At 34.8% G+C, this 23,099-nt stretch carries 22 protein-coding genes; 4 read left to right on the forward strand and 18 right to left on the reverse strand.

Translation table 11 applies throughout. The annotated features are described in order from the left end of the window. Position 1: 1 nt before the first annotated feature. Positions 2-1,456: an NCS1 family nucleobase:cation symporter-1 gene (locus tag AABM59_RS00055; RefSeq protein WP_338406933.1), complete on the reverse strand. Its 1,455-nt coding sequence runs from the start codon at positions 1,454-1,456 to the stop codon at positions 2-4. Between the two features lie 552 nt (positions 1,457-2,008). Between AABM59_RS00055 and AABM59_RS00060 the strand changes: the two genes are divergently transcribed. Beyond that, positions 2,009-2,242: a hypothetical protein gene (locus AABM59_RS00060; RefSeq protein ID WP_338406934.1), complete on the forward strand. Its 234-nt coding sequence runs from the start codon at positions 2,009-2,011 to the stop codon at positions 2,240-2,242. Positions 2,243-2,302: 60 nt separating this feature from the next. After that, complete coding sequence (locus AABM59_RS00065) at positions 2,303-2,434, forward strand: hypothetical protein (protein WP_338406935.1); 132 nt, start codon at positions 2,303-2,305, stop codon at positions 2,432-2,434. A gap of 597 nt (positions 2,435-3,031) precedes the next feature. On the opposite strand, the gene AABM59_RS00070 is transcribed toward AABM59_RS00065, so the two are convergent. The 17 genes from AABM59_RS00070 to AABM59_RS00150 form a co-directional block, all read right to left on the reverse strand. Continuing rightward, the gene (locus AABM59_RS00070; protein WP_338406936.1) at positions 3,032-4,285 is read right to left on the reverse strand and encodes a peptidoglycan DD-metalloendopeptidase family protein; all 1,254 of its coding nucleotides are present in this window, start codon (positions 4,283-4,285) and stop codon (positions 3,032-3,034) included. Positions 4,286-4,308: 23 nt separating this feature from the next. Then, positions 4,309-5,097, reverse strand: coding sequence for a DUF4292 domain-containing protein (locus AABM59_RS00075; protein WP_338406937.1), 789 nt, complete (start codon positions 5,095-5,097; stop codon positions 4,309-4,311). 10 nt (positions 5,098-5,107) lie between these two features. Further along, on the reverse strand, positions 5,108-6,457 hold the full coding sequence (locus tag AABM59_RS00080) for a tetratricopeptide repeat protein (RefSeq protein ID WP_338406938.1): 1,350 nt from the start codon (positions 6,455-6,457) through the stop codon (positions 5,108-5,110). A 28-nt stretch (positions 6,458-6,485) separates the two neighbouring features. Continuing rightward, on the reverse strand, positions 6,486-7,496 hold the full coding sequence (locus AABM59_RS00085) for a sugar phosphate nucleotidyltransferase (RefSeq protein WP_338406939.1): 1,011 nt from the start codon (positions 7,494-7,496) through the stop codon (positions 6,486-6,488). Between the two features lie 111 nt (positions 7,497-7,607). After that, a complete protein-coding gene (gene dut, locus AABM59_RS00090; RefSeq protein WP_338406940.1) occupies positions 7,608-8,042 on the reverse strand; it encodes a dUTP diphosphatase in 435 nt (144 codons plus the stop codon). Between the two features lie 58 nt (positions 8,043-8,100). Continuing rightward, complete coding sequence (locus AABM59_RS00095) at positions 8,101-9,561, reverse strand: oligosaccharide flippase family protein (RefSeq protein WP_338406941.1); 1,461 nt, start codon at positions 9,559-9,561, stop codon at positions 8,101-8,103. Between the two features lie 95 nt (positions 9,562-9,656). Next, positions 9,657-10,061 (reverse strand): GNAT family N-acetyltransferase, encoded by a 405-nt coding sequence (locus AABM59_RS00100; RefSeq protein WP_338407080.1) that lies wholly within the window; start codon positions 10,059-10,061, stop codon positions 9,657-9,659. 116 nt (positions 10,062-10,177) lie between these two features. After that, a complete protein-coding gene (atpG, locus tag AABM59_RS00105) occupies positions 10,178-11,038 on the reverse strand; it encodes an ATP synthase F1 subunit gamma (RefSeq protein ID WP_338406942.1) in 861 nt (286 codons plus the stop codon). Positions 11,039-11,159: 121 nt separating this feature from the next. Next, positions 11,160-12,737, reverse strand: a complete 1,578-nt coding sequence (atpA, locus tag AABM59_RS00110; RefSeq protein WP_338406943.1) for a F0F1 ATP synthase subunit alpha — start codon at positions 12,735-12,737, stop codon at positions 11,160-11,162. 16 nt (positions 12,738-12,753) lie between these two features. Next, positions 12,754-13,287 (reverse strand): ATP synthase F1 subunit delta, encoded by a 534-nt coding sequence (gene atpH, locus AABM59_RS00115; protein ID WP_338406944.1) that lies wholly within the window; start codon positions 13,285-13,287, stop codon positions 12,754-12,756. Between the two features lies 1 nt (position 13,288). After that, positions 13,289-13,783: a F0F1 ATP synthase subunit B gene (locus tag AABM59_RS00120; protein WP_338406945.1), complete on the reverse strand. Its 495-nt coding sequence runs from the start codon at positions 13,781-13,783 to the stop codon at positions 13,289-13,291. Between the two features lie 69 nt (positions 13,784-13,852). Beyond that, positions 13,853-14,059, reverse strand: a complete 207-nt coding sequence (gene atpE, locus AABM59_RS00125) for an ATP synthase F0 subunit C (RefSeq protein ID WP_338406946.1) — start codon at positions 14,057-14,059, stop codon at positions 13,853-13,855. Between the two features lie 19 nt (positions 14,060-14,078). Next, positions 14,079-15,164, reverse strand: a complete 1,086-nt coding sequence (gene atpB / locus AABM59_RS00130) for a F0F1 ATP synthase subunit A (RefSeq protein WP_338406947.1) — start codon at positions 15,162-15,164, stop codon at positions 14,079-14,081. 699 nt (positions 15,165-15,863) lie between these two features. Further along, positions 15,864-16,280: a polymer-forming cytoskeletal protein gene (locus tag AABM59_RS00135; protein ID WP_338406948.1), complete on the reverse strand. Its 417-nt coding sequence runs from the start codon at positions 16,278-16,280 to the stop codon at positions 15,864-15,866. 3 nt (positions 16,281-16,283) lie between these two features. Then, entirely contained in the window at positions 16,284-19,076 is a 2,793-nt protein-coding gene (locus AABM59_RS00140; RefSeq protein ID WP_338406949.1) for a tetratricopeptide repeat protein, read from the reverse strand. Between the two features lie 87 nt (positions 19,077-19,163). Continuing rightward, positions 19,164-19,859: an ABC transporter ATP-binding protein gene (locus tag AABM59_RS00145; protein ID WP_338406950.1), complete on the reverse strand. Its 696-nt coding sequence runs from the start codon at positions 19,857-19,859 to the stop codon at positions 19,164-19,166. 27 nt (positions 19,860-19,886) lie between these two features. After that, positions 19,887-21,350 carry a DUF5687 family protein gene (locus tag AABM59_RS00150; RefSeq protein WP_338406951.1) on the reverse strand — a complete coding sequence of 488 codons (1,464 nt, stop codon included), beginning with the start codon at positions 21,348-21,350 and terminating at the stop codon, positions 19,887-19,889. A gap of 125 nt (positions 21,351-21,475) precedes the next feature. Between AABM59_RS00150 and AABM59_RS00155 the strand changes: the two genes are divergently transcribed. Next, positions 21,476-22,528: a ferredoxin--NADP reductase gene (locus AABM59_RS00155; RefSeq protein WP_338406952.1), complete on the forward strand. Its 1,053-nt coding sequence runs from the start codon at positions 21,476-21,478 to the stop codon at positions 22,526-22,528. An 11-nt stretch (positions 22,529-22,539) separates the two neighbouring features. Continuing rightward, positions 22,540-23,058, forward strand: coding sequence for a GNAT family N-acetyltransferase (locus tag AABM59_RS00160; RefSeq protein ID WP_338406953.1), 519 nt, complete (start codon positions 22,540-22,542; stop codon positions 23,056-23,058). Positions 23,059-23,099 lie beyond the last annotated feature (41 nt).

Genomic DNA, 23,099 nt, shown 5'->3' on the forward strand with positions numbered 1-23,099 from the left:
TTTATTTTTTATTCTTCATTAAAATCCAATAAACCAGTCCACTTATTCCAAAGCCCACAAACCAAGCGTAATTGTATAAGCCTGTTACCCAATTTGGAAAAACATCAGAGGAAACCACTTTAATTGTAGATAGAAAACCGGGAACATTTGGCGCGATTCCAATAATTAACGCTAAAATGGCATTAATGTTAAACCCTTTTAAAAAACTGTAAATCCCATTGGAGTCATACAAATCATTCAGGACTAAGGTTTGCTTTCTGATGAAATAATAATCTACAATCATAATGCCCCCAACAGGGCCCAATAAACTGGAATAACCCACGAGCCAAGTAAAAATATAACCCGTTGGATCGGCAATTAATTTCCAAGGGAAAATTAGGATTCCGATAATTCCTGTAATATAACCTCCGGTTTTAAAATTGATTTTGGAAGGGGCAAAATTGGCAAAATCATTGGCAGGGCTAACAATATTGGCTGCAATATTTGTAGCCAATGTTGAAATTGCCACAGCAGTCATGGCAACACTAACTAATAGTTTGCTTTCAAATTTTGCTGCTAATATTACTGGATCCCATATCGTCGTTCCAAAAACAATTGCGGTTGCCGAAGTGACTACAACACCAACAAATGCAAAAAGCGTCATTGAGGTTGGTAAACCGATTATTTGTCCCCTGATTTGCGCTTTTTGTGAAGTGGCATATCTTGTGAAATCTGGTATATTAAGCGAAAGTGTTGCCCAAAACCCAACCATTCCCGTCAAAGCTGGAAAAAAGAAATGAAAGAAATCTGCTGAAGTTGTAAATTTAGATGGTGTTTCTAATATTAAACCCAAACCATCTGCTGCATTAATTGCCCAAAAAAGCAATGCCAAGGCGGCGATGGGCAAAAATATGGCTTTAAATACCAGTAATTTCTTAATGCTTTCAACTCCTAGATAAACTACATACATATTAAGCAACCAGAACAAGAAAAAACAGATTGCTGGACCGGTTTGCAGTCCAAAAGATGTGGGGAAAATTTGTGGTAATGTTTCTATTGAAGGAATCCATAAGCGCATCATTTGGTAAATGGCAAATCCACCAATCCAAGTTTGAATTCCAAACCATCCACAGGCAACAATTGCACGAAGCAAGGCTGGAATATTGGCTCCTTTCGTTCCAAAACTTGCACGGGCAAAAACCGGAAATGGAATGCCATATTTCGCTCCAGCGTGGCCGTTTAAAATCATTGGAATCAGTACAATTGTATTCCCCAAGAAAATAGTAAGAATGGCTTGCCACCAATTCATCCCTCCTTCAATCAAGGAGCTCGACAACATATAAGTGGGTATGCAAAGACTCATGCTTATCCATAATGCAGCATAATTCCAAGTGTTCCAAGTTCTTTTATCTTCTGGTATTGGAGCTAAGTCTTCGCTGTACAAGGAAGGGTTTGAACTATTTATCTTTTTGGTCATAAAATACTATATGTTAATTTGATTCGTCGGATAATTCAGCCCATTATTTTAATAAAAATACAAACAATTTTAAAACAAACAAGTTTTAACGCAAAATTATCTAAAGTGCATTGAAAATGTGATTCTCTGATTTTTAAATAAATGCTGATCTATAGTACAAAAAAATATAACTTTCTTTTTTACAAAATAAAAGTTTGTGATTTCGAAATGAATTATCTTTACTTTCTAATAAATAGCTTCGATTTATGAAAAAGGGTCTTAGTGTGTGTTTAATTTATTTGTTTATTTCTTATTTGCCTTAATAGTTGCAATAAGGGAAAGGCCTCGGTTTCAATCCTTGAAAACAAAAAAAGAAGTTGTAAAGCCCTCAATTATTCCCGAAACAATTGTTCCCACAATCGACACTTTCGATTATAACAAAAGGATGCTTGCTCTGGCCAACAACGATACTACCAGAAGATGGCCTGTAAAAAAAACTTCTTATTCGCTGCCAGGTACGATATTGCCGTACAGCAGGATTATTTTGTATTATGGGAATTTATATTTTAAAAAATGGGTGTTCTTGGGGAATTACCAAGAGAAGAAATGTTACGAAAATTGCAATCAGAAGTGGTTAAATGGAAAGCCGGCGATTCTACTGTAAAGGCGATTCCTGCCCTGCATTATATTGCCACAACTACGCAAGGCGTTCCAGGAAAAGAAAATTTGTATAGAATGCGAATGCCATTTAAACAAATAGATACTGTTTTAAAATGGGCAAACCAATCAATGCTTTGGTTTTTTTAGATATTTAAGTTGGGCACAGCAATGTCAAGGACGAAGTTGCTTCGTTAGAATCTTATCTTAATGCCCAATGTTCATTTAGGAATTGATCCTGAATTCTCGTTGAAAAACGGTGAGGTTCCTGGAACCAAAACAGGTTCTTTCACTTCGGATGACATCAATGATACCATAGCTATTTTAGCAAACTTAGTTTGAAAAAACAAACTGACTGACTCCTAAAGTTTTTGGGGTACACCGATTCACACAGGGTATGGTAACTGGTTACAAAAATATAAAAAAAGTACCCGAAGTTCAGGTGGTTATAGATATGGGTTGATTTGGCAGTAAGGTTTTAAAAAAATCCATTTATCTGAGATATGTTTATAGAGGGCTGGTTCAGTTTGCTGGGTTTAAATTATTTTACAAAAACAACAATAAAAATGACTGGCAAATGTATACTCCTGAAGAGTTGTTAAAATTTACTCCAAAGCCTATCTATATCCAATATCAGTAATTCATTGCGCTCAACTTTTGAAACATAAAAAAAATTTAGTTGCTTTTTAGTGTTGGTGTGTGTTTTGTTGGCTGGCAATCAATCAAGACCCCGTTTCGTAAAATAGGGAGTGGTTTTTGACCAAATACAAATTAAAAAACATCCAAAAAGCTTTGGTGTGATTGGAACAACTCTTTCGCAACCCATAGATTATTTTGCCTATCTAGATTCGGTCTGGTCTTTATAAATGATTGTTTGGAGTTTAATTTTAATGATGCGTGAAATTTCTTTCCGTTTAAAAGTAAATTAATTTTTCTCTATTACATGTTAAACAACCAGTTAGCAGGATTGTCATATGTGGTGTTTTGTGAAATGGTAAATTTAACTACCGTTTTTCCTGTATCTCCGTTGGTTCTTATTTTACCAATATTTTGTTTTATGCTCACTTTGTCCCCCTTGTTTACATAAACCGAACTCAAGTTTTGATAAACGGTAAAATAATCCCCATGCTGTATTACTACGGCTTTAGTTACGGGCGACAAAATCATTACGCTTGTTACTTCACCTGCAAATACTGCTCTTGCGGTTGCTCCTTCATTTGTGGTGATTTCCACGCCACTATTATGAACCGTTAATGATTTGAAAACAGGGTGTGGTTGGTCGCCATAACCGAGAGAGACAAACCCTTTTTCGACTGGCCAAGGTAATTTACCTCGATTTGCCTTAAAATTATCTGCCAATATTTTCGATTCTGCTGTCAAGATTATTCTTGATGAAGATACCGTTGTTTTAGAAACCACGGCAGTTGGGTTAGCTTTTGCGTTTTCGGCGGCGGCTTTTCTATTAGCTTCAGCAATAGCTTCCCGTATTAATCGATCAATTTGTCTGTCAATGGCTTTTGATTCCTGTTGTTTTTTTCTTATGTCTGCTGCTATTTTATTCTTGTCCTTTTTAATGGTTTTTACCAGCTTCTCTTGTTCTTTCTTTTCTTTTTCTAATGACAATTTTTCTTTCTCATTTTCTACAATCAGTTTTTGTTTGGCTGTTTTTTGAACATTCAACTTTTTGTTGTAATCAATAAGTTGGGTCGATTTTGATTGAATTTCTTCGCCCTGCAATTTCCTGTAATTCGTGTATTGCTTCATGTATTGAACCCTTTTGTATGCCTGCAAAAAACTATTGGACGAAAGTATAAACATCGCCCTACTTTGCTCTGAGCGGCTTTTATACGATTTCATAATCATTCTGGCATAATCTTCTTTGAGCACAACCAATTCTCTGTTGAGTTTGTTGATTTTTATTTGATTTATATACATGTCGTTGCCTAACAACTTGGTTTGCTTTTCGGTGGTGTTAATGAGTTTTTCCTTGAGCTTTATTTTGTTGGTTTGAATCATGAATACATTCACGGCCGATTTTTCCTTTTTCTTTACAGACTGTAACAGGGCTTCATTTTCCCTGATTTCTTTTTGGATTTGGGATTTTCGCTCTTCTAATTTTTCTTGTTGAGACGATTGGCACCACATCAGTGAAGTCAAGCAAATAAAAATCAGCGTCAGGAGAAATTTTGGCATCTTAAAAATATATTTATGCAAACTTAATTAATTAAAATTCTTTTATAACCATTTGGAACGCTATATGGAAAAGAAAATTCTTCATTGAATGTTATCGTGGTATATTCTAAATTGATTTCGGTTTTGCGCCCTTTTTGAAAGGTTTTAATAAGTACACTCGAGGGCAATATTGCCTCCTTGTAAAAAACATTGTTTAAATAGGTAACTTGAATCATTCTCGCCTCGATGGTTTGTGTTATTTCTTGTTTTTGAACAAAAAACTTGTTGGCATCAAAATAGAAGGATTTCTTGGTGTTATTCTCTAATGCATTGTCCAACCTATACGTTTGGTTATCCACTGATTCTGTGAATTTTTCCTTTTTTAAATCATCTATTACTTGTCCCAACAACATGTTTTGAATCTTATTAAAATCCAAATCAGTTCCCAACCATTGACTTAGCATACTGAAGTTGCCTTCAAAATAACTGCCATTTATTTTTTCATAATAGTTTACGGCTGTAGGCGTAATTAAGGCTTTTGCCATTGTGATTCCCAAAAAACGAATGCTGATTAAAATCTGCTCGTCTTTCTTTATTTTTATTTCTGCGGTAACGTTTTGTGTCTGATTCCCATCCGAATATTGAACATTAGATTTTATATATAATGTGGAAAAGTTGATTTTATTGTTATTGTAGTTTTCTATTATTTTGCTTGCTTTTAAATGGGTTGTCTTTTCTGTTGCTCCAACTACCGCCGATTTCGATTTACAGCACACGAGAGTCAGCGAACCACCTAACCCAAAAACTATCATTAATAACAAGAATCTTTTCATTTGAATTTATTTATTTTTTGTTCTTTAATAATTGGTCGGCTTTAGAAAAATAAAACTCTTTTTTCTTTAAATCTCCCAATCCATTGAAGGATTCACCAAGTTGAATATTAAAATTGATTTCCAAAATTTCATTGTCAACCAGATAATCCATTCCCATTTCAAGCATTTCCTTAGCTTTTTTGAATTGTTTCAGTTGATTCTTCGCCAAGCCTGAAAAATAGTAAAATTGGGGCAGTGTTGGAAAAATTTCGACCATTGCTGTTGCTTTTTTTTCCAATACATCAAATTGCTTTGTTTCTATATAAGCTTGAAACAAAAATAAATTAGTTTCAACATCATCACCCGAATTATTTTTTAATGCTTGCTCATAATACTGAACCGCTTTGTCCCACTGTTTTTTATTGTGGTAATACTTCCCTGTTTTTTTGGCAACATCTACATTGGAGTCATTGGCGAAATAAGAAATGGCTTTTTCCAAATCAGGGGCATATTGTGGATTCTTGTCTACAAAAATCAAAAATTCATTCAGGATTCGGTACTTGATTTTGGGATCCGTTTTAGTGCTCGCCAAAACTATATTCATTGAATTTACCGCCTTTTGCTCTTCATTATTGTCCAAATAATATTTAAACAAACCCACTTGTGCCCATTCCGATGTTGGAATTTCCACTTCTAGTTTTCGAGTGATTTCAAGTACTTTTTCGACATCGTTATTTTTCGAATACAGACGAATCAAGGCAATATAGTTTGATTCCTCTTTTAAATTTTTATTGATTTGGTCTATCAAATGGGCAATTTCTGCATTTTGATATTTCCTTTGGGACAAAATCTGCATTTTATATAAATCTCTTCTGTCTGATTTTCCAATTTTATCGTTCAACTCGTTAATAAGAGAAAGCGCTTTGTCAAATTGTTGCGTATTCATATAAAGCGAAACCAAATCTTCTTTGTAAATTTCGTCAAATTCAATCAACTTATTGACCACAATTATCGCACGATTATAATTTCCAGTCTGATAATCCACATCGTACATTCCCAACCAAAACCATTTGTTTTTGGAGTCAATTTGTGTGGCCTTTTCGAATGAATTATAAGCGTTTTCAAACTGCTTTAAAGCCAACTGATTTCTTCCCAATTCAAAATAAACAGTGGCATCCTTCGGTTTTATTTTTAAGCATTGCTCTAAAGCCGCGATGGCTTTGTCATAATTTTCGATTCCTTTTTGCAACAACGACTCATAAAAATAATCTTGGAATTTATCTGTTTCAGGCACGATTTGCTCGGGTTCCGTTTGTGCCAAAAGCACCGCTGGATTGCAAAGCAAAACCAAGAATAGAAAGAATAAAACCGTTTTTTTCATTGTTGTTGTTTGTCATTCTCAGTCCAAATTATTCCAGAACTGAATAATCGCCAATGCTGATGCTTGTAAAATTCCCATCAAAACTGGCGTGATTCCCAATCATTGCATTGTCTAAATTGGCGTTTTTTATATGTGTTTGTGTTTGTACCAAACTATTTTTTATACTGCTATTACTCACGTGACATCCATTTCCTAAAGATACATTTGGTCCAACTGTAGCGTTAATCAAAACCACATTTTCGCCAATATAACAAGGAGGAATAATTGTAGAATTTTCCGACTTTACGTCAAAATCTACTAAACGTTCCCCATCATTGTGCAAAAATCCTAACATTCTGGAATTGGTCTCAACGGTAACATCTTTGTTTCCACAATCCATCCATTCCGCTACTTCTCCCGGTACAAATTTCAAGCCTTTTGCCATCATTTGTTTGATTCCGTCATTTATTTGATATTCTCCACCATGAATAATGTTATTATCTAAAACCAATTGCAATTCATTTTTTAGAACGGCAGCATCCTTGAAATAGTAAATTCCGATAACAGCAAGATCCGAAACAAATTCTTTTGGTTTCTCCACTAATTCGATTATTTCATTCTTTTCGTTTAAGTTGATTACGCCAAAAGCTTCCGGTTGATCAACTTGTTTTACCCAAATAACGCTATCGGCGGTGGCGTCTAATTTAAAATCCGCGCGAATTAAAGTGTCGGCATAAGCAATAACCGCAGGTCCGCTCAAAGATTCTTTGGCACACATAATCGCGTGACCTGTTCCAAGCGCTTCGTTTTGGTAATAAATTGTTCCTTTGGCACCTAATTTTTGAGCAATGGCAATTAAATCATCTTCTACTTTTTTGCCAAAACTTTCGTGAATGATAAAAGCTATTTCTTCGATATCCTGATTCAAAACTCCTGCAATATCTTCGACCAAACGATGCACGATTGGCTTGCCAGCAATAGGAATTAATGGTTTAGGAATGGTTAATGTGTGTGGTCTTAATCTGGAGCCTCGTCCAGCCATTGGTACTATTATTTTCATATCAGCCCCCTAACCCCCGAAGGGGAACTACTACTAGGAGTAAGTAGGATTTAAGTTATATTATTTTATTATTTTGTTTTTCTTTCATTTCCCCTTTGGGGTTTAGGGGGCTTACTTCACTCCCGTACTTCCAAAACCACCTTTACCACGTGATGTTTCGGATAATTTCTGAACTTCAATCCAATCGGCTCTTTCGTGTTTTGCGATAATAAGTTGGGCAATGCGTTCGCCGTTTTCGATGACGAAAGCTTCATTGGATAAATTTACTAAAATCACACCAATTTCTCCACGATAATCAGCATCGACCGTTCCTGGCGAATTGAGTACGGTAATTCCTTTTTTGGCCGCCAAGCCACTTCTTGGTCGCACTTGTGCTTCAAAACCTATTGGTAATTCGATAAAAAGTCCTGTATTTACGATGGTTCTTTCTAAGGGTTTCAGGGTTATGGATCCTGTTAGATTAGCGCGCAAATCCATTCCTGCCGAGGCTATAGTTTCATAGTTTGGTATGTCGTGTTGCGATTTGTTGATGATGTTTATTTTCATTTTTTTGTTTTGAAATATCGAAGGGACAAGTCAAGATTTGTCAGTACTTACAATATAATTATTTTCGTTTTATAATGCCTAAAATAGTTTCTTTTTCGTTGTGATAAATAAAATACATAAACCCGATTAATAAAGGGATGCCAACGAAATAATTTTCGCGGAAATAATAAAACGATAGTATGGAAAATAGGATTGATACACCCATATAGCTTCCGATTTTTTTGATGTCGTAAGGAATTGGATAGTATTTGTTACCCAAAAAGTACGAAATCAACATCATTGTGCCGTAAGCTGCAATTGTCGCGATTGCCGAACCATAATAACTCATCGATGGGATGAGTAAAAAATTGAGCGCGAGTGTCACAATGGCGCCAATAATAGAGATATAGGCACCTATGTATGTCTTGTCGATCAATTTGTACCAAACGGAAAGATTCGTGTAAATGCCTAGAAAAAAATTGGCCAAAATAATCAAAGGAACAACTTTCATCGCTTCCCAATACGATGAATCGCGTATCATAAGTTGTTTAAAAAGATCTGCAAAAACAATTACCGCAAGTAAAATGAAAGAGCCGAAAATGATGAAGTATTTTGTGACAGTGGCGTAGGTTTGTGGTGCGTTTTTATCAGAAGCGTGACTGAAAAAGAAGGGTTCGATTCCTAAGGTATAGGCGGTTCGATATAAAACCATAAACAGCCCCAGTTTATAACAGGCCGAGTAAACTCCTACTTGAGCATCGGCGATGTTGGCGGGCAACCATTTTCCTAAAAGGATTTTGTCGGACTGTTCGTTGATGGCAAAAGCTATTCCGGCTATCATTATTGGCAAACCATAGCGCATCATTCGTTTCCATAAACCGAAATCGAAATTCCATTTTAATAAAAAATAATCCGGTGACAAAGCCACAAATGTTAGTAAGCTGGCGATAATATTAGCTACAAAAATATAACCAATTTCAAAGTTCTCTGCATACAACGAACTTAAAAATCCTCCGGGATGAGCGGCGGCTATTTTTGGTAAATAAATTAAAAAGAATAAGTTTAAGCTAAGGTTAACAACCACATTACCAATTTTAATTATGGCATACGCCATTGGCTTTTGGGTTGCCCTTAATTTAGAAAATGGAACAATTACCAATGCGTCAAGCACTAAAATCCAGATTGTATAGGTGATATATTGAACATCAATCCCGGAAAAGGAAGCCAATGTGTTTCGGAATAATAATGCAGGAAATAGAAATATTATTGTGGACCAAAAAACAGAAACCATTGTAGTTTCAACAACCGATTTTTTATCTTTTTCGTTGTTGTAAAATCTAAAAAATGAGGTTTCCATCCCGTAAGCCAGGATGACATTAAAGAAAATCATATAAGCAAAAATGATGGTAACCTTGCCGTATTCTTCTTTTGGAAGTAAATCTGTGTAAAGCGGCACCAACAAAAAAGCGAACATTTTCGGCAAAACCGTAGCGAGTCCGTAAATGGCCGTTTGTTTGAAAAGGTTTTTATATAATCCCAAAGGGTTGTTTTTTAAATTTTATGAAACAAAAATAACCATTTCTATCATTTAATATTGATTTTGTTGATTCAATATATTCAGTTTTTATAAACGTTTTATGACAATCCTGCTTCGTTTAAGGTTTTAATGAAATGAAATCCTCTGGGATTATATCCTTGATTGTAGTAGAATCGATGCGCCGTGAAATTTCCGTTGAATGCGTCGAGAACAATCATCGTACAATCTAAATCAGTAGCTTTTTGATTGACATAATCGGTAAGAAGTCTACCAATCCCTTTTGATCGATGTTCCGGATGAACAATAAAATTATCAATTTCCATATATTTTCCAGACCAAAGTTTGATTCCGTACCATAATCCAGTAAGTCCGACGCATTCTTCATTTTCGAAAACGGCAACTTGGGTATAATTGTGGGGGATCATTTCTTTTAGATAAGACCTGTATTTTTCAATAGTGAAATTGGGATATAAATGCTTCATTATTTCAAACTGAGCAAGCATTTCTTCGATTGTAGTGATTTCTATTGTTTTCAAGTCGGTAAATTTTTATAAAATTAAGTAAAAAAAAGTCCCACTATTGCGGGACTTCTATAATATATTTAAAAAAGGTGTTTTTCTTATCCTTTCAAAGCTTCCGCTCCACCAACAATCTCTAAGATCTCATTAGTAATTGCAGCTTGACGTGCTTTGTTATAGGTTAATTTCAATTGATCTCTCAATTCGGTGGCGTTGTCTGTTGCTTTGTGCATTGCAGTCATTCGCGCTCCGTGTTCAGAGGCAAATGAATCACGAATTCCTTTGTACAATTGTGTTTTCAATGATTTTGGAATCAAAGTCAAAACAATTTCCTCTTTTGAAGGTTCAAAAATATAATCCCCAGTTGAAACGGGTGTGTCTGTTTTTATTGCTGCTAAAGGTAAAAATTGCTCTACTTGAACGATTTGAGTAGCCGCGTTTTTAAATTGATTGTAAACCAATTCGATTTTGTCATACTCACCAGAAACAAATTTCTGAGTTAATGTTTCAGCAATTACAGTAACATTTTCGAAAGTCAAATCATCAAAAACAGCACTTTGGTTATCCACCACAGCATGCGTTTTAGTTAAGATGTCATTTCCTTTTTTTCCGATGGCAAAAACATCAACTTGTTTTCCCATGTAATGTTCAGAACGGATTTTAACTTCTTTAATTACATTTGAATTAAACGCACCGCACAAACCTCTGTTTGAAGTTATCGCAACTACCAATACTTTTTTAACTTCTCTTTGTCTAGTATATTCTCCTCCCACCTCTCCATCAAGAGTCGCTGAAAGGTTTTGTAACAATTCCGTTAATTTTTCAGCATAAGGTCGCATTGCTGTGATGGCATCTTGTGCCTTCTTAAGCTTCGCTGCAGAAACCATTTTCATCGCAGATGTAATCTGCATCGTCGATGAAACGGAAGTAATTCTATTACGGATTTCCTTTAAATTTGCCATTTTTTCCCCTCCCCAACCCTCCCCGAAGGGGAGGGAGACCAAACGAGGGTATCTGTCTTATATTAATATTTTATTTCTATTTCCCTTTCTACTCCTCCCCTTCGGGGAGGCTGGGTGGGGATTAGTTATATTTCGCTGAAACTTCTTTTGCTACTGCCTCAAGTACATCTGTAATTTCGTCAGTCAATTTTCCTGCTTTCAACGCATCAAGAGTAGCTCTGTTTTTGTTGTTTAAGTATTCTAAGAAATCTTTCTCGAATTCTTTTACTTTATTAACAGGAACATTTCTCAACAAGTTTTTAGAACCAGCATAGATAATAGCCGTTTGATCTTCAACAGTATAAGGGTCATTAAGATTTTGTTTCAAGATCTCAACGTTTCTTTTTCCTTTTTCAATTACGTTTAAAGTAACGGCATCTAAATCGGAACCGAATTTAGCAAACGCCTCTAATTCGCGGTATTGTGCTTGATCTAGTTTTAAAGTACCTGCTACTTTTTTCATTGATTTAATTTGTGCATTTCCTCCAACACGAGATACCGAAATACCTACGTTGATCGCTGGACGAACACCTGAATTAAACAAATCTCCATCAAGGAAAATCTGACCATCAGTTATCGAAATTACGTTCGTTGGAATATAAGCAGAAACGTCACCAGCTTGAGTTTCGATAATTGGCAAAGCAGTTAAAGAACCTCCTCCTTTTACGATACCTTTTAATGAATCTGGTAAATCGTTCATGTTTTTTGCAATTCCGTCATCGGCAATTACTTTACAAGCTCTTTCTAATAAACGAGAGTGTAAGTAGAAAACGTCTCCAGGATATGCTTCACGTCCTGGTGGTCTTCTTAATAAAAGAGAAACCTCACGATACGCAACAGCTTGTTTTGATAAATCATCATAAACAATTAAAGCTGGACGACCAGAATCTCTAAAATATTCTCCAATTGCAGCTCCGGCCATTGGCGCATAAACCTGCATTGGCGCTGGATCAGAAGCATTAGCGGCTACAATTACTGTGTATGCCATTGCACCTCTTTCTTCCAACATTTTTGCGATTCCTGCTACAGTTGACGCTTTTTGTCCAATTGCAACATAGATACAGAATACAGGTTTTCCTGCATCGTAAAATTCTTTTTGATTCAAAATGGTATCCAAACAAACGGTAGATTTACCTGTTTGACGGTCACCAATAACTAGCTCGCGTTGTCCACGACCTACTGGAATCATTGCGTCTACTGCTTTGATCCCTGTTTGTAGTGGCTCGGTAACTGGTTGACGGAAGATAACTCCAGGAGCTTTTCTTTCTAATGGCATTTCGAATAATTCGCCTGTAATTGGACCTTTACCATCAATTGGTTGACCCAAAGTGTTTACTACTCGGCCTACCATTCCTTCTCCTGTTTTAAGAGAGGCAATGCGTTGTGTTCTTTTAACGGTTGAACCTTCTTTGATTCCTGTTGATGGTCCTAAAAGCACCACACCAACATTGTCTTCTTCCAGATTCAATACAATCGCCTCAAGACCATTATCAAATTCTACCAATTCACCATATTGAACATTAGAAAGCCCATAAACACGTGCAATTCCATCTCCTACATTTAGTACTGATCCAACTTCTTCCAATGTAGCTCCAGATTCGAATCCTTCTACTTGTTTTCTTAATATTGCTGAAATTTCAGCAGGTTTAATTTCCGCCATAATTATTTATAAATAACTAGTTATTCAATTCTCTTTTTAAAACTTGTAATCTGTTAGCAACAGAAGCGTTGTATTGCTTGTCGCCTATTCTTAAAATAAATCCTCCAATGATAGAAGCGTCTATAGTGCTTTCAATTGTAATTTTTTTATTTGAAAATGTTCCGATTTTAGCCAAAACTTTAGCTTCTAAAACGGCATCCATAGGAATCGCTGTTGTTACTTTCGCCACTTCAACACCGTTCATAATATCAAACAATTTGTTGTATTCTATCGCAATAGCGTCTAAAATTTCAAATCTTTTGTTTATTAATAATAGACGGAAAAGACTTTTTGTTACTGCATTGGCATTGGCAAAAACTTCTAAAAGTGCATTTTCTTTTTGTTCTACTTTAATAGTTGGGCTTTGAATAAAAATATTCAATTCTGCATTATTATGTATAGTAGAAGAAATTAATACCATATCGGCACCAACTTCAGAAGCTGCTTTTTTAGAGTCTGCGATTTCTAGAATTGCTTTTGCGTAACGAATTGCTGCTCTTGTACCTGACATATTAGTTTAGTTTAGCATCACCTAACATTTTCTCCACTAGTTTTACTTGGGATTCTTTGTTAGAGAGTTCTTCTTTTAATAATTTTTCGGCAATTTCAATAGACAAGGTAGAAACCTGAAGTTTCAATTCTGCCATTGCTGCATTTTTTTCACTTTCTATTGCTGCTTTTGCTTGTTCGATCATTTTCAGACCTTGAGCTTGAGCTTCATTCTTAGAATCGGCAATCATTTTTTCTTTTATTTCACGAGCATCTTTTAACATTGCATCGCGTTCCATTCTTGCTTCTTGTAAAATACGTTGGTTATCCGCTTGAAGATTCTGCATTTCTTTTCTGGCGTTGTCAGCAGAAAGCAGGGCCTTTTTTATTGATTCTTCTCTTTCGCTAACGGCATCCAAAATAGGCTTCCAAGCGAATTTTTTTAGTATAATAAGTAAAATTAAGAACGTTATTACTGTCCAAAATACTAATCCCAATCCAGGTGTTATTAAATCCATTTTTAAATTTTTTTTAAATTAAAAATATAGAGATAGCCAACCGCTATCTCTATATTTAATCAATCATAATTAAACGATTAACGCCGCAACAACTCCGAAAAGCGCTACCGCTTCAACAAAAGCTGCTAAAATCAAAGCAGATGCTTGAATTTTTGCGTGCATTTCTGGTTGACGAGCCATGGCATCCATAGCCGATCCACCAATTTTACCAATTCCGATACCAGCTCCAATAGCCGCTAAACCCGCTCCAATTGCTGCAATTCCAGTAATAGTCATAATAGAAAATTTAAATTAATTAATGATGCTCTTCTTCGGTTGCCATACCAAAATATAAGGCAGACAACACTGTAAAAATATATGCTTGTATTGCAGTTACAACAATTTCTATAACTCCAATAAATAATGAGAAAGCTACTGAAACCGGTGAAACCCAAACTGTTTCGAAAATAAAAATTAGTGACATTAATGCCAAAATGATAATGTGTCCTGCTGTTATATTAGCAAATAAACGTATCATTAACGAAACTGGTTTTGTGAATATCCCAATTAATTCTATTGGCATTAGAAATATTTTCATTGGAACAGGAACTCCTGGCATCCAAAAAATATGTTTCCAATAATTCTTGTTTCCGCTAAAAGTTGTAATAAGAAATGTAAACAGTGCTAATGTTAGCGTAAACGCAATGTTTCCACTAACGTTTGCTCCATTAAAAATAGGTATTAATCCAAAAATATTGTTAATCCAAATAAAGAAAAACACCGTTAATAAATAAGGCATATATTTCTTATATTTATGCTCCCCAATCATTGGTTTTGCAATTTCATCTCTAACAAAAACAATCAAAGGTTCAACAAAACCAGCTATTCCTGTTGGAACATTGCTTTCTGATGATCTGTATTTTCTGGCTGATGTAATAAATAAGAGTAACAATAAAACTACCGACACCCACATCATAAAAACGTTTCTTGTGATGGAAAAATCTAACGGAAGTGATGCGTTTTCTGGGTGCTGTTTTTCGTTAAGTGAAACAGATTCAACACCATCATTTAATTGATAAATTTTTTCGTGAAGTTTAACAAATCTATTGCCATTTCTTTCCACTATTTGTTGCCCTGAATCATCATGATGAAATTCGCTTGACGAAAAAGTTGTTAAACCTTTGTTTGTCCAAAGTATAATTGGCAGAGAAAATGTTATTGGTTTGTTATTCCATTCAACTATATGAAATTCATGAGCATCTTTTACGTGATGCATAATCATTTCTTTTGCATTGAATGGCTCTTTTTCCTTTTTTGTGTTATTTTCTGATGCGCTTAAATATGTTGTACTAGCTAAAAACAACACGGCTAATAACGCAGCTTTAAAAGTGTTTAATCCCATATTTATAACTTAAAATGCCTTGTTTAATTTTGCGCAAATTTACACACTTTGTTATTAATATACAAACTATATTTTATCATTGTTTTAAAGCGGTATCTTACTTGTTGTTTTGGAGTAATTTCGTTATAGAATAGACTTCGAATATCAGAAACAGGAAATAGGTGATAAAAAAACTAAACACGTCAGGTTTTTTGTCTTTAAATTCTCCCATTAAAAGTGGTGATAAAAAAACGATAACCAATATCATTTTAAATAATGTACTTAACATAAAAGTATTAAAAACAGTGTCTTTGCCTTTTGAATATTTGTGATTAATAATAGTGTAAAGGAGGGCTGTGGTTGCAAAATTAAAAATATAAATGTGCCAAAGTGGAAATAAAAACATTGTTTTAGCTGCAAAATAATGCAACAAATAACTATGAATGGAGTATAGTGCAATTGCAAATAATCCGCATTGGGTTAAAAAAGAAATTTGCCTAGATCGGAATGTTAAACTCATTTTATTTATTGTCTTTTGAGGAGGAAATAATACTCCGAACCACATATAATATAGATATTATTACAGAAAGTAAGGATGTAATTATGGTGAACAAATCGTTTTTGTTTTGAAAATATTCGTCTAACTTTATTCCGCCAAAGGCTCCGATAGCAATAATAGCAAACATTTGAATAGCAATGCTTGAAAAACGTGCATAAGAATTAAGTTGTGAATTTTGCTTCTTCGGGTTTTGGTTGTCCTTCATTTGCTATCGTGTTTTTTGTGTTGGTCTTCATCGCACAAGAAGCGCTAAAATCCGCGCCTGGCTCTACTGATAGTTTTCCTACGGTAACTTCGCCGTGAATGCTTGCTTTTGATTTAACGTTGAGTATTTCAACAACCTGAATCTTGCCGTTAAATTTTCCTTCTATGTCAGCATTTTTACAAATGATGTCGCCTGTGACACTTCCTGCCGGACCAATTACAATTTTACTTGTAGATTGAAAATTCCCTATCAATTCGCCATCAAGTCTAAAATCGGCTTGGGAAATGATATCGCCTTTAATAATTGTTCCTTCAACAATTCTGTTTGTTTTCCCTAAAAGTTCTGTGTATTTTTTTGGTTTAGAATCAAACATAATTTAAGGTTTTTGGGGTGGGTTTGGAGTGGGTTTGTACTTGTCTTCCGTGTTAGGAATTCCTGATTTTGGGATTGTGTCTTTAGAGAAGTTTTGATTCGGCATTGTCGTTTCTGGATTTAATGGTTGAGAAATCACCGTTTCAGGAACTACTGTTTGAGTAGTGGTTAGGGTAGCTTTTGGCGGTGCCAAATATTCTTCGAGGTTTTTCTTAATTTGAACTACTTTGTAGTTTTCATTGGTAATCGCAATTGCCGGTTCGGTAACTTTGTATTTATCGTTTAATGTTTTGATTATGTTTTTTGCATATTCTTCTGAATTTATACCGTGAACAGCAACAAAACTTTCTTTTTCAGTGTAATTATCGAATGAATAAGTTAAGATTTTGTGGTTTTCAGTAGCAATTAACTTGTTGATTTTTTCTTCTATTGTTTTTGCTTTTTTATCGTCTAAAGGTTTTATTTTATAAAGAATCTTCCATTTTTTAGTGTCGGTTGGTGTAAAATTCATTTTCTCCAATAACGGAATTTGAGTTGTCAAAATCTCTTGTGCATTCTTACCTTCCTCGCTGTTTGGATAATTATCGGCAACACTTTGCATTGCTTTTTTATACATTTCCAATCCTTGAAGTTTTCCAATGGTATTTGCTTTTAGTAATTCGAATTTAGATACAATTTCGTCGCCTGAAAATTGATTAATCAACTCGTCAATTTTATTTAGAACAGTCATAAGCCGTTCCTCTTGAAATAGTTCATATAATTCTCCATAAATGTCTTCTGGGGTGCCGCTTGCAAAAATGTTATTAATGTTTGAGTTGTTGATTATCTGTGCATAGCGAGAATTTGGGAATTGAGTAGAAATCTTGATTTTTATCTCTTCCGCCATAGCGTTATTTGTAATCTGATAAATTTTATACAAATTGTACATTGCGGGAAGTACTAGTTTATCTTCTGGATTATTTTTTAATAACCGTTCCAGTTTATTACTAGCTAATTTATATTCTTTGAATTTTTCTTTGTAAATAACTCCTAGTTGATAATAGGTAAAATTTCGTTCTTTGGCAATACTATCTGTTTCTATTTGTGTTGTTGGAAGCTGTTTTAAATAATAATCGACTGTATATTCTTCGATTATTTTAGCATCGGCTAATTTATTTTCCGCTATCGATTTGTCGTTATTTATAGTGTCGTTAATGTTTGATTCCATTTTATTGCTCGGTAATCTCCAGTAGCCATTTGAGGTTCTATTTCCCCATTTTTTTTTAAACTCTAATTTTCCAAAAGCTACGGTTGAGGGGTTGTAAAAATAAAAGGCGCTTGCTGTTCCTTTTGTGGAGGCATCGCTAAACGAAGGTGGAGTAAGTCCTGGTTTCTTAGTTGGTTTTCCTGGAACTTGAGCGCTAGTAGCGGGATCATCGGAGCCGATTTTATTGAATCTATCAATGTTTTCAAGAAGTTTTTTTTGCTTTTCTTCGGCAATTCTTTTGTCTTCATCAGACTTCTTTAATTTAACAATATAATTTTCAAAACACAAAACCCTGTCCGTTTCTGACAAGGAAACCACGTTCAATATACTGTCATTCCTAGTGGCAATAGATTCATATTCTATAACTTCGTCTAAATCCTTTCTGACTTTTTGAATATGAATATATTCCCTTGTTTTAACGTCGAGTTTCACTAATGTACTATCATAATACTTTGCAGCAACAAAATAATTCGCCTCTTTAAAATACATATTTCCTAAATTTCTATAATCCGATGCGATTAAATAGGGATCTAAGGAGCTTGTTTTTAAAGAGGCATTGTATGATTTTAAAGCTAATTTCTGATCGTTTTGTTTGTCATAAAACACTCCCATTTCAAAGTGAATCACGTCTAAAAATGGTCTGTTTTCTCTGTCGGCAAGTAGGTTATTAAATGTTTTTACAAATGAATCTCGGTCTCCATTTTCATAATCAAACAATTGTGCTTTTTTGGCATACGCTTGAATAACGTATTTCCTGTCGGCTTTTCTTTTCATCTTTATTACGGATTCAAAGCAATAAACAGCACTGTCTTTTTTGCCTATTTCCTGGTATAATTGCCCAAGAATAAAACGATACCTGGCTCTTTCTGAATTTATTTTTGTGGATTTTTCTGCGATTTTTAATTTCGAAATGGCACTGTCTTTTTCTTCCAAGTTTAAAAAAGCCTCTGACAACAGGGCATTGGCGTTAGCGACAACTTGGTTTTTTAGCTTTTTTTTATCTAGGAGTTTACTGATGTTTTTTACCTCTTGTTCGTCATTTCCAAGACGCATATTGGTTTTTTCTCTCCAAATTTTAGCCTCATAAATATTGCTGCTGTTGGGGTATTTATACAAAATATAATTGAAAGCGTCCAAAGCTGGAATGTATCTTTGATCATAATAACGGGCTTTGCCAAGTAGCAAATAAGCTTCGTCTATTTGACTGTTTTTTTCTCTTCCGCCAATGTTCATTGAGTGCTTTTGAATTGCTTTGGTGGCTTTGGCTTCGGCAAGTTCAAAATCGCTATTCTTTGATTTTTCTCCTCCAGCTAAATCATCATTGATTTGCATTCTTTCGATAGGCAATCGTTTCCAAAAGTTGTCTTTGCTGTTGGCTTTTATTCCTTCTATTCCTTTGTCTAAACCTATTTGTCCGTTAAATAGAATGTTGTATTTTGTGCTTAGAGCGTGTGATTTTCTAGCCAAAAAAACATCTTTCTTGGTAGAACAAGCTATCAAGAAAAATAAAAATCCTAAAATAAATGTGTATTTATATGTGTTGGTTTTCAATGGTAAACTCTTTAATCATTAAACTTTTAAAAGTGAGTTTTAGTATAATGACTTGTAAAAATACGTTTCTTTTTGAAATATGAAAATTTAAACCGCAAAAAACGTTTCCAACTCTTGTAGGGTTTGCTTTGATGTTTGAATATCTTTGACAATCTCACCTCTATTTAGCACAACAATCCTATCACAAACCTCAACGGTATGTTGCAAATCGTGGCTCGAAACCAGCACGGTAACATCAGGGTTTTCGGTAAGTACCTTTATTGTTTTTTTTAATCGGCTAACGGTTGTTGGATCCAAATTGGCAAACGGTTCGTCGAGAATTACCACTTCTGGATTGCCAATAAGTGTGGCAATGATTCCTACTTTCTTCTGATTTCCTTTGGATAAATCACGAAGATACTTTTTGTTTTTTAAAATTTCCCCGTTAAAAAACTCATTGTGTTTTGCTAATAAAGCATCTACATCCGCCTTGTTTTGATTGCGCAAATCGCCTATGAAATAGAAATATTCTTCAGGCGTGAGATAGCCAATCAGGAAACTTTCATCAAGGAAAGAAGATGTAAAGGGTTTCCAGTTTTCACTTGTATTTACCTGAATTGTGTTGTTAATTATATTTCCTGTCGAAGGCTGTATTAAGTCCAAGATTAAACTAAAAAAAGTGGTTTTTCCCGCTCCATTGTTGCCAACGAGACCAAAACTTTGTCCTTTTGGTATTTCTAAATTGTCTATTTTTAATACGGTGGTTCCGTTATATGTTTTTGAAAGATTTTGTACTTGTATCATTTTGAATTACGATTTTAGATTTATGAATTACGATTTTTGCTTGTAGGCGTCAATGGTTTTGTGTTTTTCAGTTCTGTAGATTTTTTCAATTATTGAGAAAACTTTATCTCTTAGTGCAAAACCCAAAACTCCTGCAAGGGCAACAAAAACAAGTCCTAAATTAGGATTCATTATTAAAGATCCCGCCCAGTAAAGCAATAATGGCAATACTAATTTTGGTAACGAAAGCAGCATTGCACTTGTGTTAAATGCTTTTTTGTCGCCAAATGCGCCTTTACTAGACTGCAAATCGATTGGTGTTTTTGTATAAGCGCCGCCAAGTAAAACCAAATGCGAATTGACGCCAATATTGTAAATTGCTCCAACGACAATTGTTAGGTAGACTTGCCATCCATAAAACAAATAAAACGAGGCCAAAACGGTCGAAATAAATGTCGCAATAACCACCAACCACCATTTTGAACTCAAATAACCTTTATAGGAAATGTTTTGTGTCATCATTAATTGGTAATACGAACTATCCCAGCTAGGTACAAATTGCCCGAAAGTGAATAAAAATCCACCCGAAACAAAAATTCCTGCAAAAATGCGCATTACTTCCGGTTGGTGTGAGTTTTCTTTAAAAAAGATCAGCCCATAAAACAAAAATAGCAAACTCATAAAAACAGTAGTTCTCGAACGTTTGTTTCTTTTGATAAGTTTGATGTCGTTTTTTAAAAATGTTCCTAAAGTTCCAAATTGGTTTAACCAAGTTAGATTCTCTGTTTTGGCAATATCGTGTTTGCTTGATAATCCTGCATCGAGATATAAATTGTTTTTTAGATAGTTAAACGTATAATAATACAAGCCTATCAAAGCCAAAACCGGAAGTAAAAACAGTTCTTTTATGCTAAATAATCCATCAAAAAACATAGCGGTATAAGTGGTAATATCAAAAAATTGATAGTATTGAAAACCCCAAAGAAAAAGAACTGTGATCGAGAAAACGGCAAACACTTTGTCTCTGTTCGTTAAAATAATATTCAGGAAATTATTGCAATAAACCAATCCTATCATTGCCAAATGCCAAAGAATTACACTTACAACGTCGTAGCCCTCGACTAACAAAACAATTGAGAACGGCAGAAAGAAAAAAGCGTGGAGAAAATTAAAAAAAGTTAAGAGTGTTTTTCCAATGGAGAAGTTAACAATTGTTGGTCTTTTAATTGGCAAAGCCAACAGCGGCCGAATATTCAATACCGGGATTTTTTGCAATAATAAACGAATGCCTAAATCGATAAAAAAATAGTAAATTAAGTATTTGTTAACTTGCTGCAACGGATCAAGATTCATTTTTTTTAGCCCATAAAAAGCTCCAATTCCTGCCATTAGCAAAATAAAAGAGTACAAAATTGCCACAAAACCCATAAGGATTTTCAGCGCTAAATTAGTTCCGAAGGATGCCGACCTTATAAACGCTTTCCATTCGAGATAAAGGAATTTTTTAATCATAATTCGTTTTGGTTTTCGTGATTAGATGCTAAAAGTAAGAAATTGTTACTGTTAAAATAAAATATTAGACACTTTATAAGCGCGATTTATTTACCGTTTCTTATTTTTGCAAAAAAACAATCATAATGCCATCATTCAAGAAACTTGTTATAAAAGAGATAAAACACGAAACTGCTGCTGCGGTTTCCATTCTATTTAATGTTCCCGAAGAATTAAAACCAAATTATACTTTCATTGCTGGTCAATACGTTAATTTGAGATTAACACTGGACGGACAGGAAATCCGTCGTGCCTATTCTATTTGTTCTTCGCCAGAAAGTGGAGAATTGAGAATTGCGGTTAAAGCGGTGAAAGACGGTGCATTTTCCCAATTTGCCAATACAAAACTAAAAGTAGGCGATCTTATTGAAGTAGGAACACCGGAAGGAAAATTCACCTTCCAACCACACGATGACAGACAAAAAAATTATGCTGCTTTTGTGGCAGGAAGCGGAATTACACCCGTAATTTCTATTCTGAAATCGGTCTTGAAAGGCGAACCACGAAGCGGTTTTGTTTTGGTTTACGGAAACAAATCACCTGAAGAAACCATCTTTCATCAAGAATTACACGATTTACAATCTAAATATACCGGTCGATTATTTGTTCATTATGTTTTCAGTCAAGCCAAAGCGGACGGCGAATTATTCGGCCGAATAGATAAATCCGCCGTTAATTTTGTTTTGAATAACAAACACAAGGAATTGGAATTCGACAACTTCTATTTGTGTGGTCCCGAAGAAATGATCAATACCGTTTCGGCTGTTTTGGCAGCACATAACATTCTGGAAAAAAATATCAAGTTCGAATTGTTTTCGTCATCATCTGCAGAGAATAAAATCGAAAAATCGCTGGAAGGTCACACAAAAATTACCATTCTTGTCGATGATGAGGAAACGACTTTCGAAATGTCGCAAAAACAAACTATTCTTGAAGCGGCGCTAAAACAAGGTGTTGACGCTCCTTATTCCTGCCAAGGCGGAATTTGCAGTAGTTGTTTGGCAAGAATTAAATCCGGAACTGCGGAAATGACAAAAAACTCTATCCTGACTGATGGCGAAATTGCAGATGGTTTAATTCTTACTTGTCAGGCGCATCCTACATCTGCAGAAATTTTTGTGGATTATGACGATGTTTAAAAAAGGTTGAAATGATAAATTATCACTTTAGAAAAGCTGAAATTGACGAAACCTCTACAATTTGGGATATTTTACTACAAGCCATCCTTCGAAGAAAAGAAGATGGCAGTAATCAATGGCAAGACGGTTATCCAAATCCTGAAGTTGTACAAAAAGACATTGAAAAAGGGGAAGGATATGTTTTGGTTGAAGGAAAATCTATCATCGGGTATTGTGCGGTCTTAGTCAATGACGAGCCTGAATATGAAAAAATTGAAGGAAAGTGGCTTACGGATGATGATTTTGTCGTGTTTCATAGAGTCGCTATTTCAGAAAAGTATTTGGGAAAAGGTTTCGCTAAAATAATCCTCGAATATATAGAAGATTTTGCTCTTACTAACAACATATTCAGTGTAAAAGCAGACACTAATTATGACAACATTGCTATGTTGAAAATTTTTGAAAAATCGGGTTACACTTGCTGTGGGGAAGTATATTTCAGAGGAAGTCCAAGAAAAGCCTATGAAAAAGTACTCTCTAAAGCTTTGTAAATACGACAAAAAAAAGACTGCTCAATGAACAGTCTTTTTTT

Source organism: uncultured Flavobacterium sp. (genome assembly GCF_963925185.1).
In the GTDB taxonomy this organism is placed as follows: Bacteria; Bacteroidota; Bacteroidia; order Flavobacteriales; family Flavobacteriaceae; genus Flavobacterium.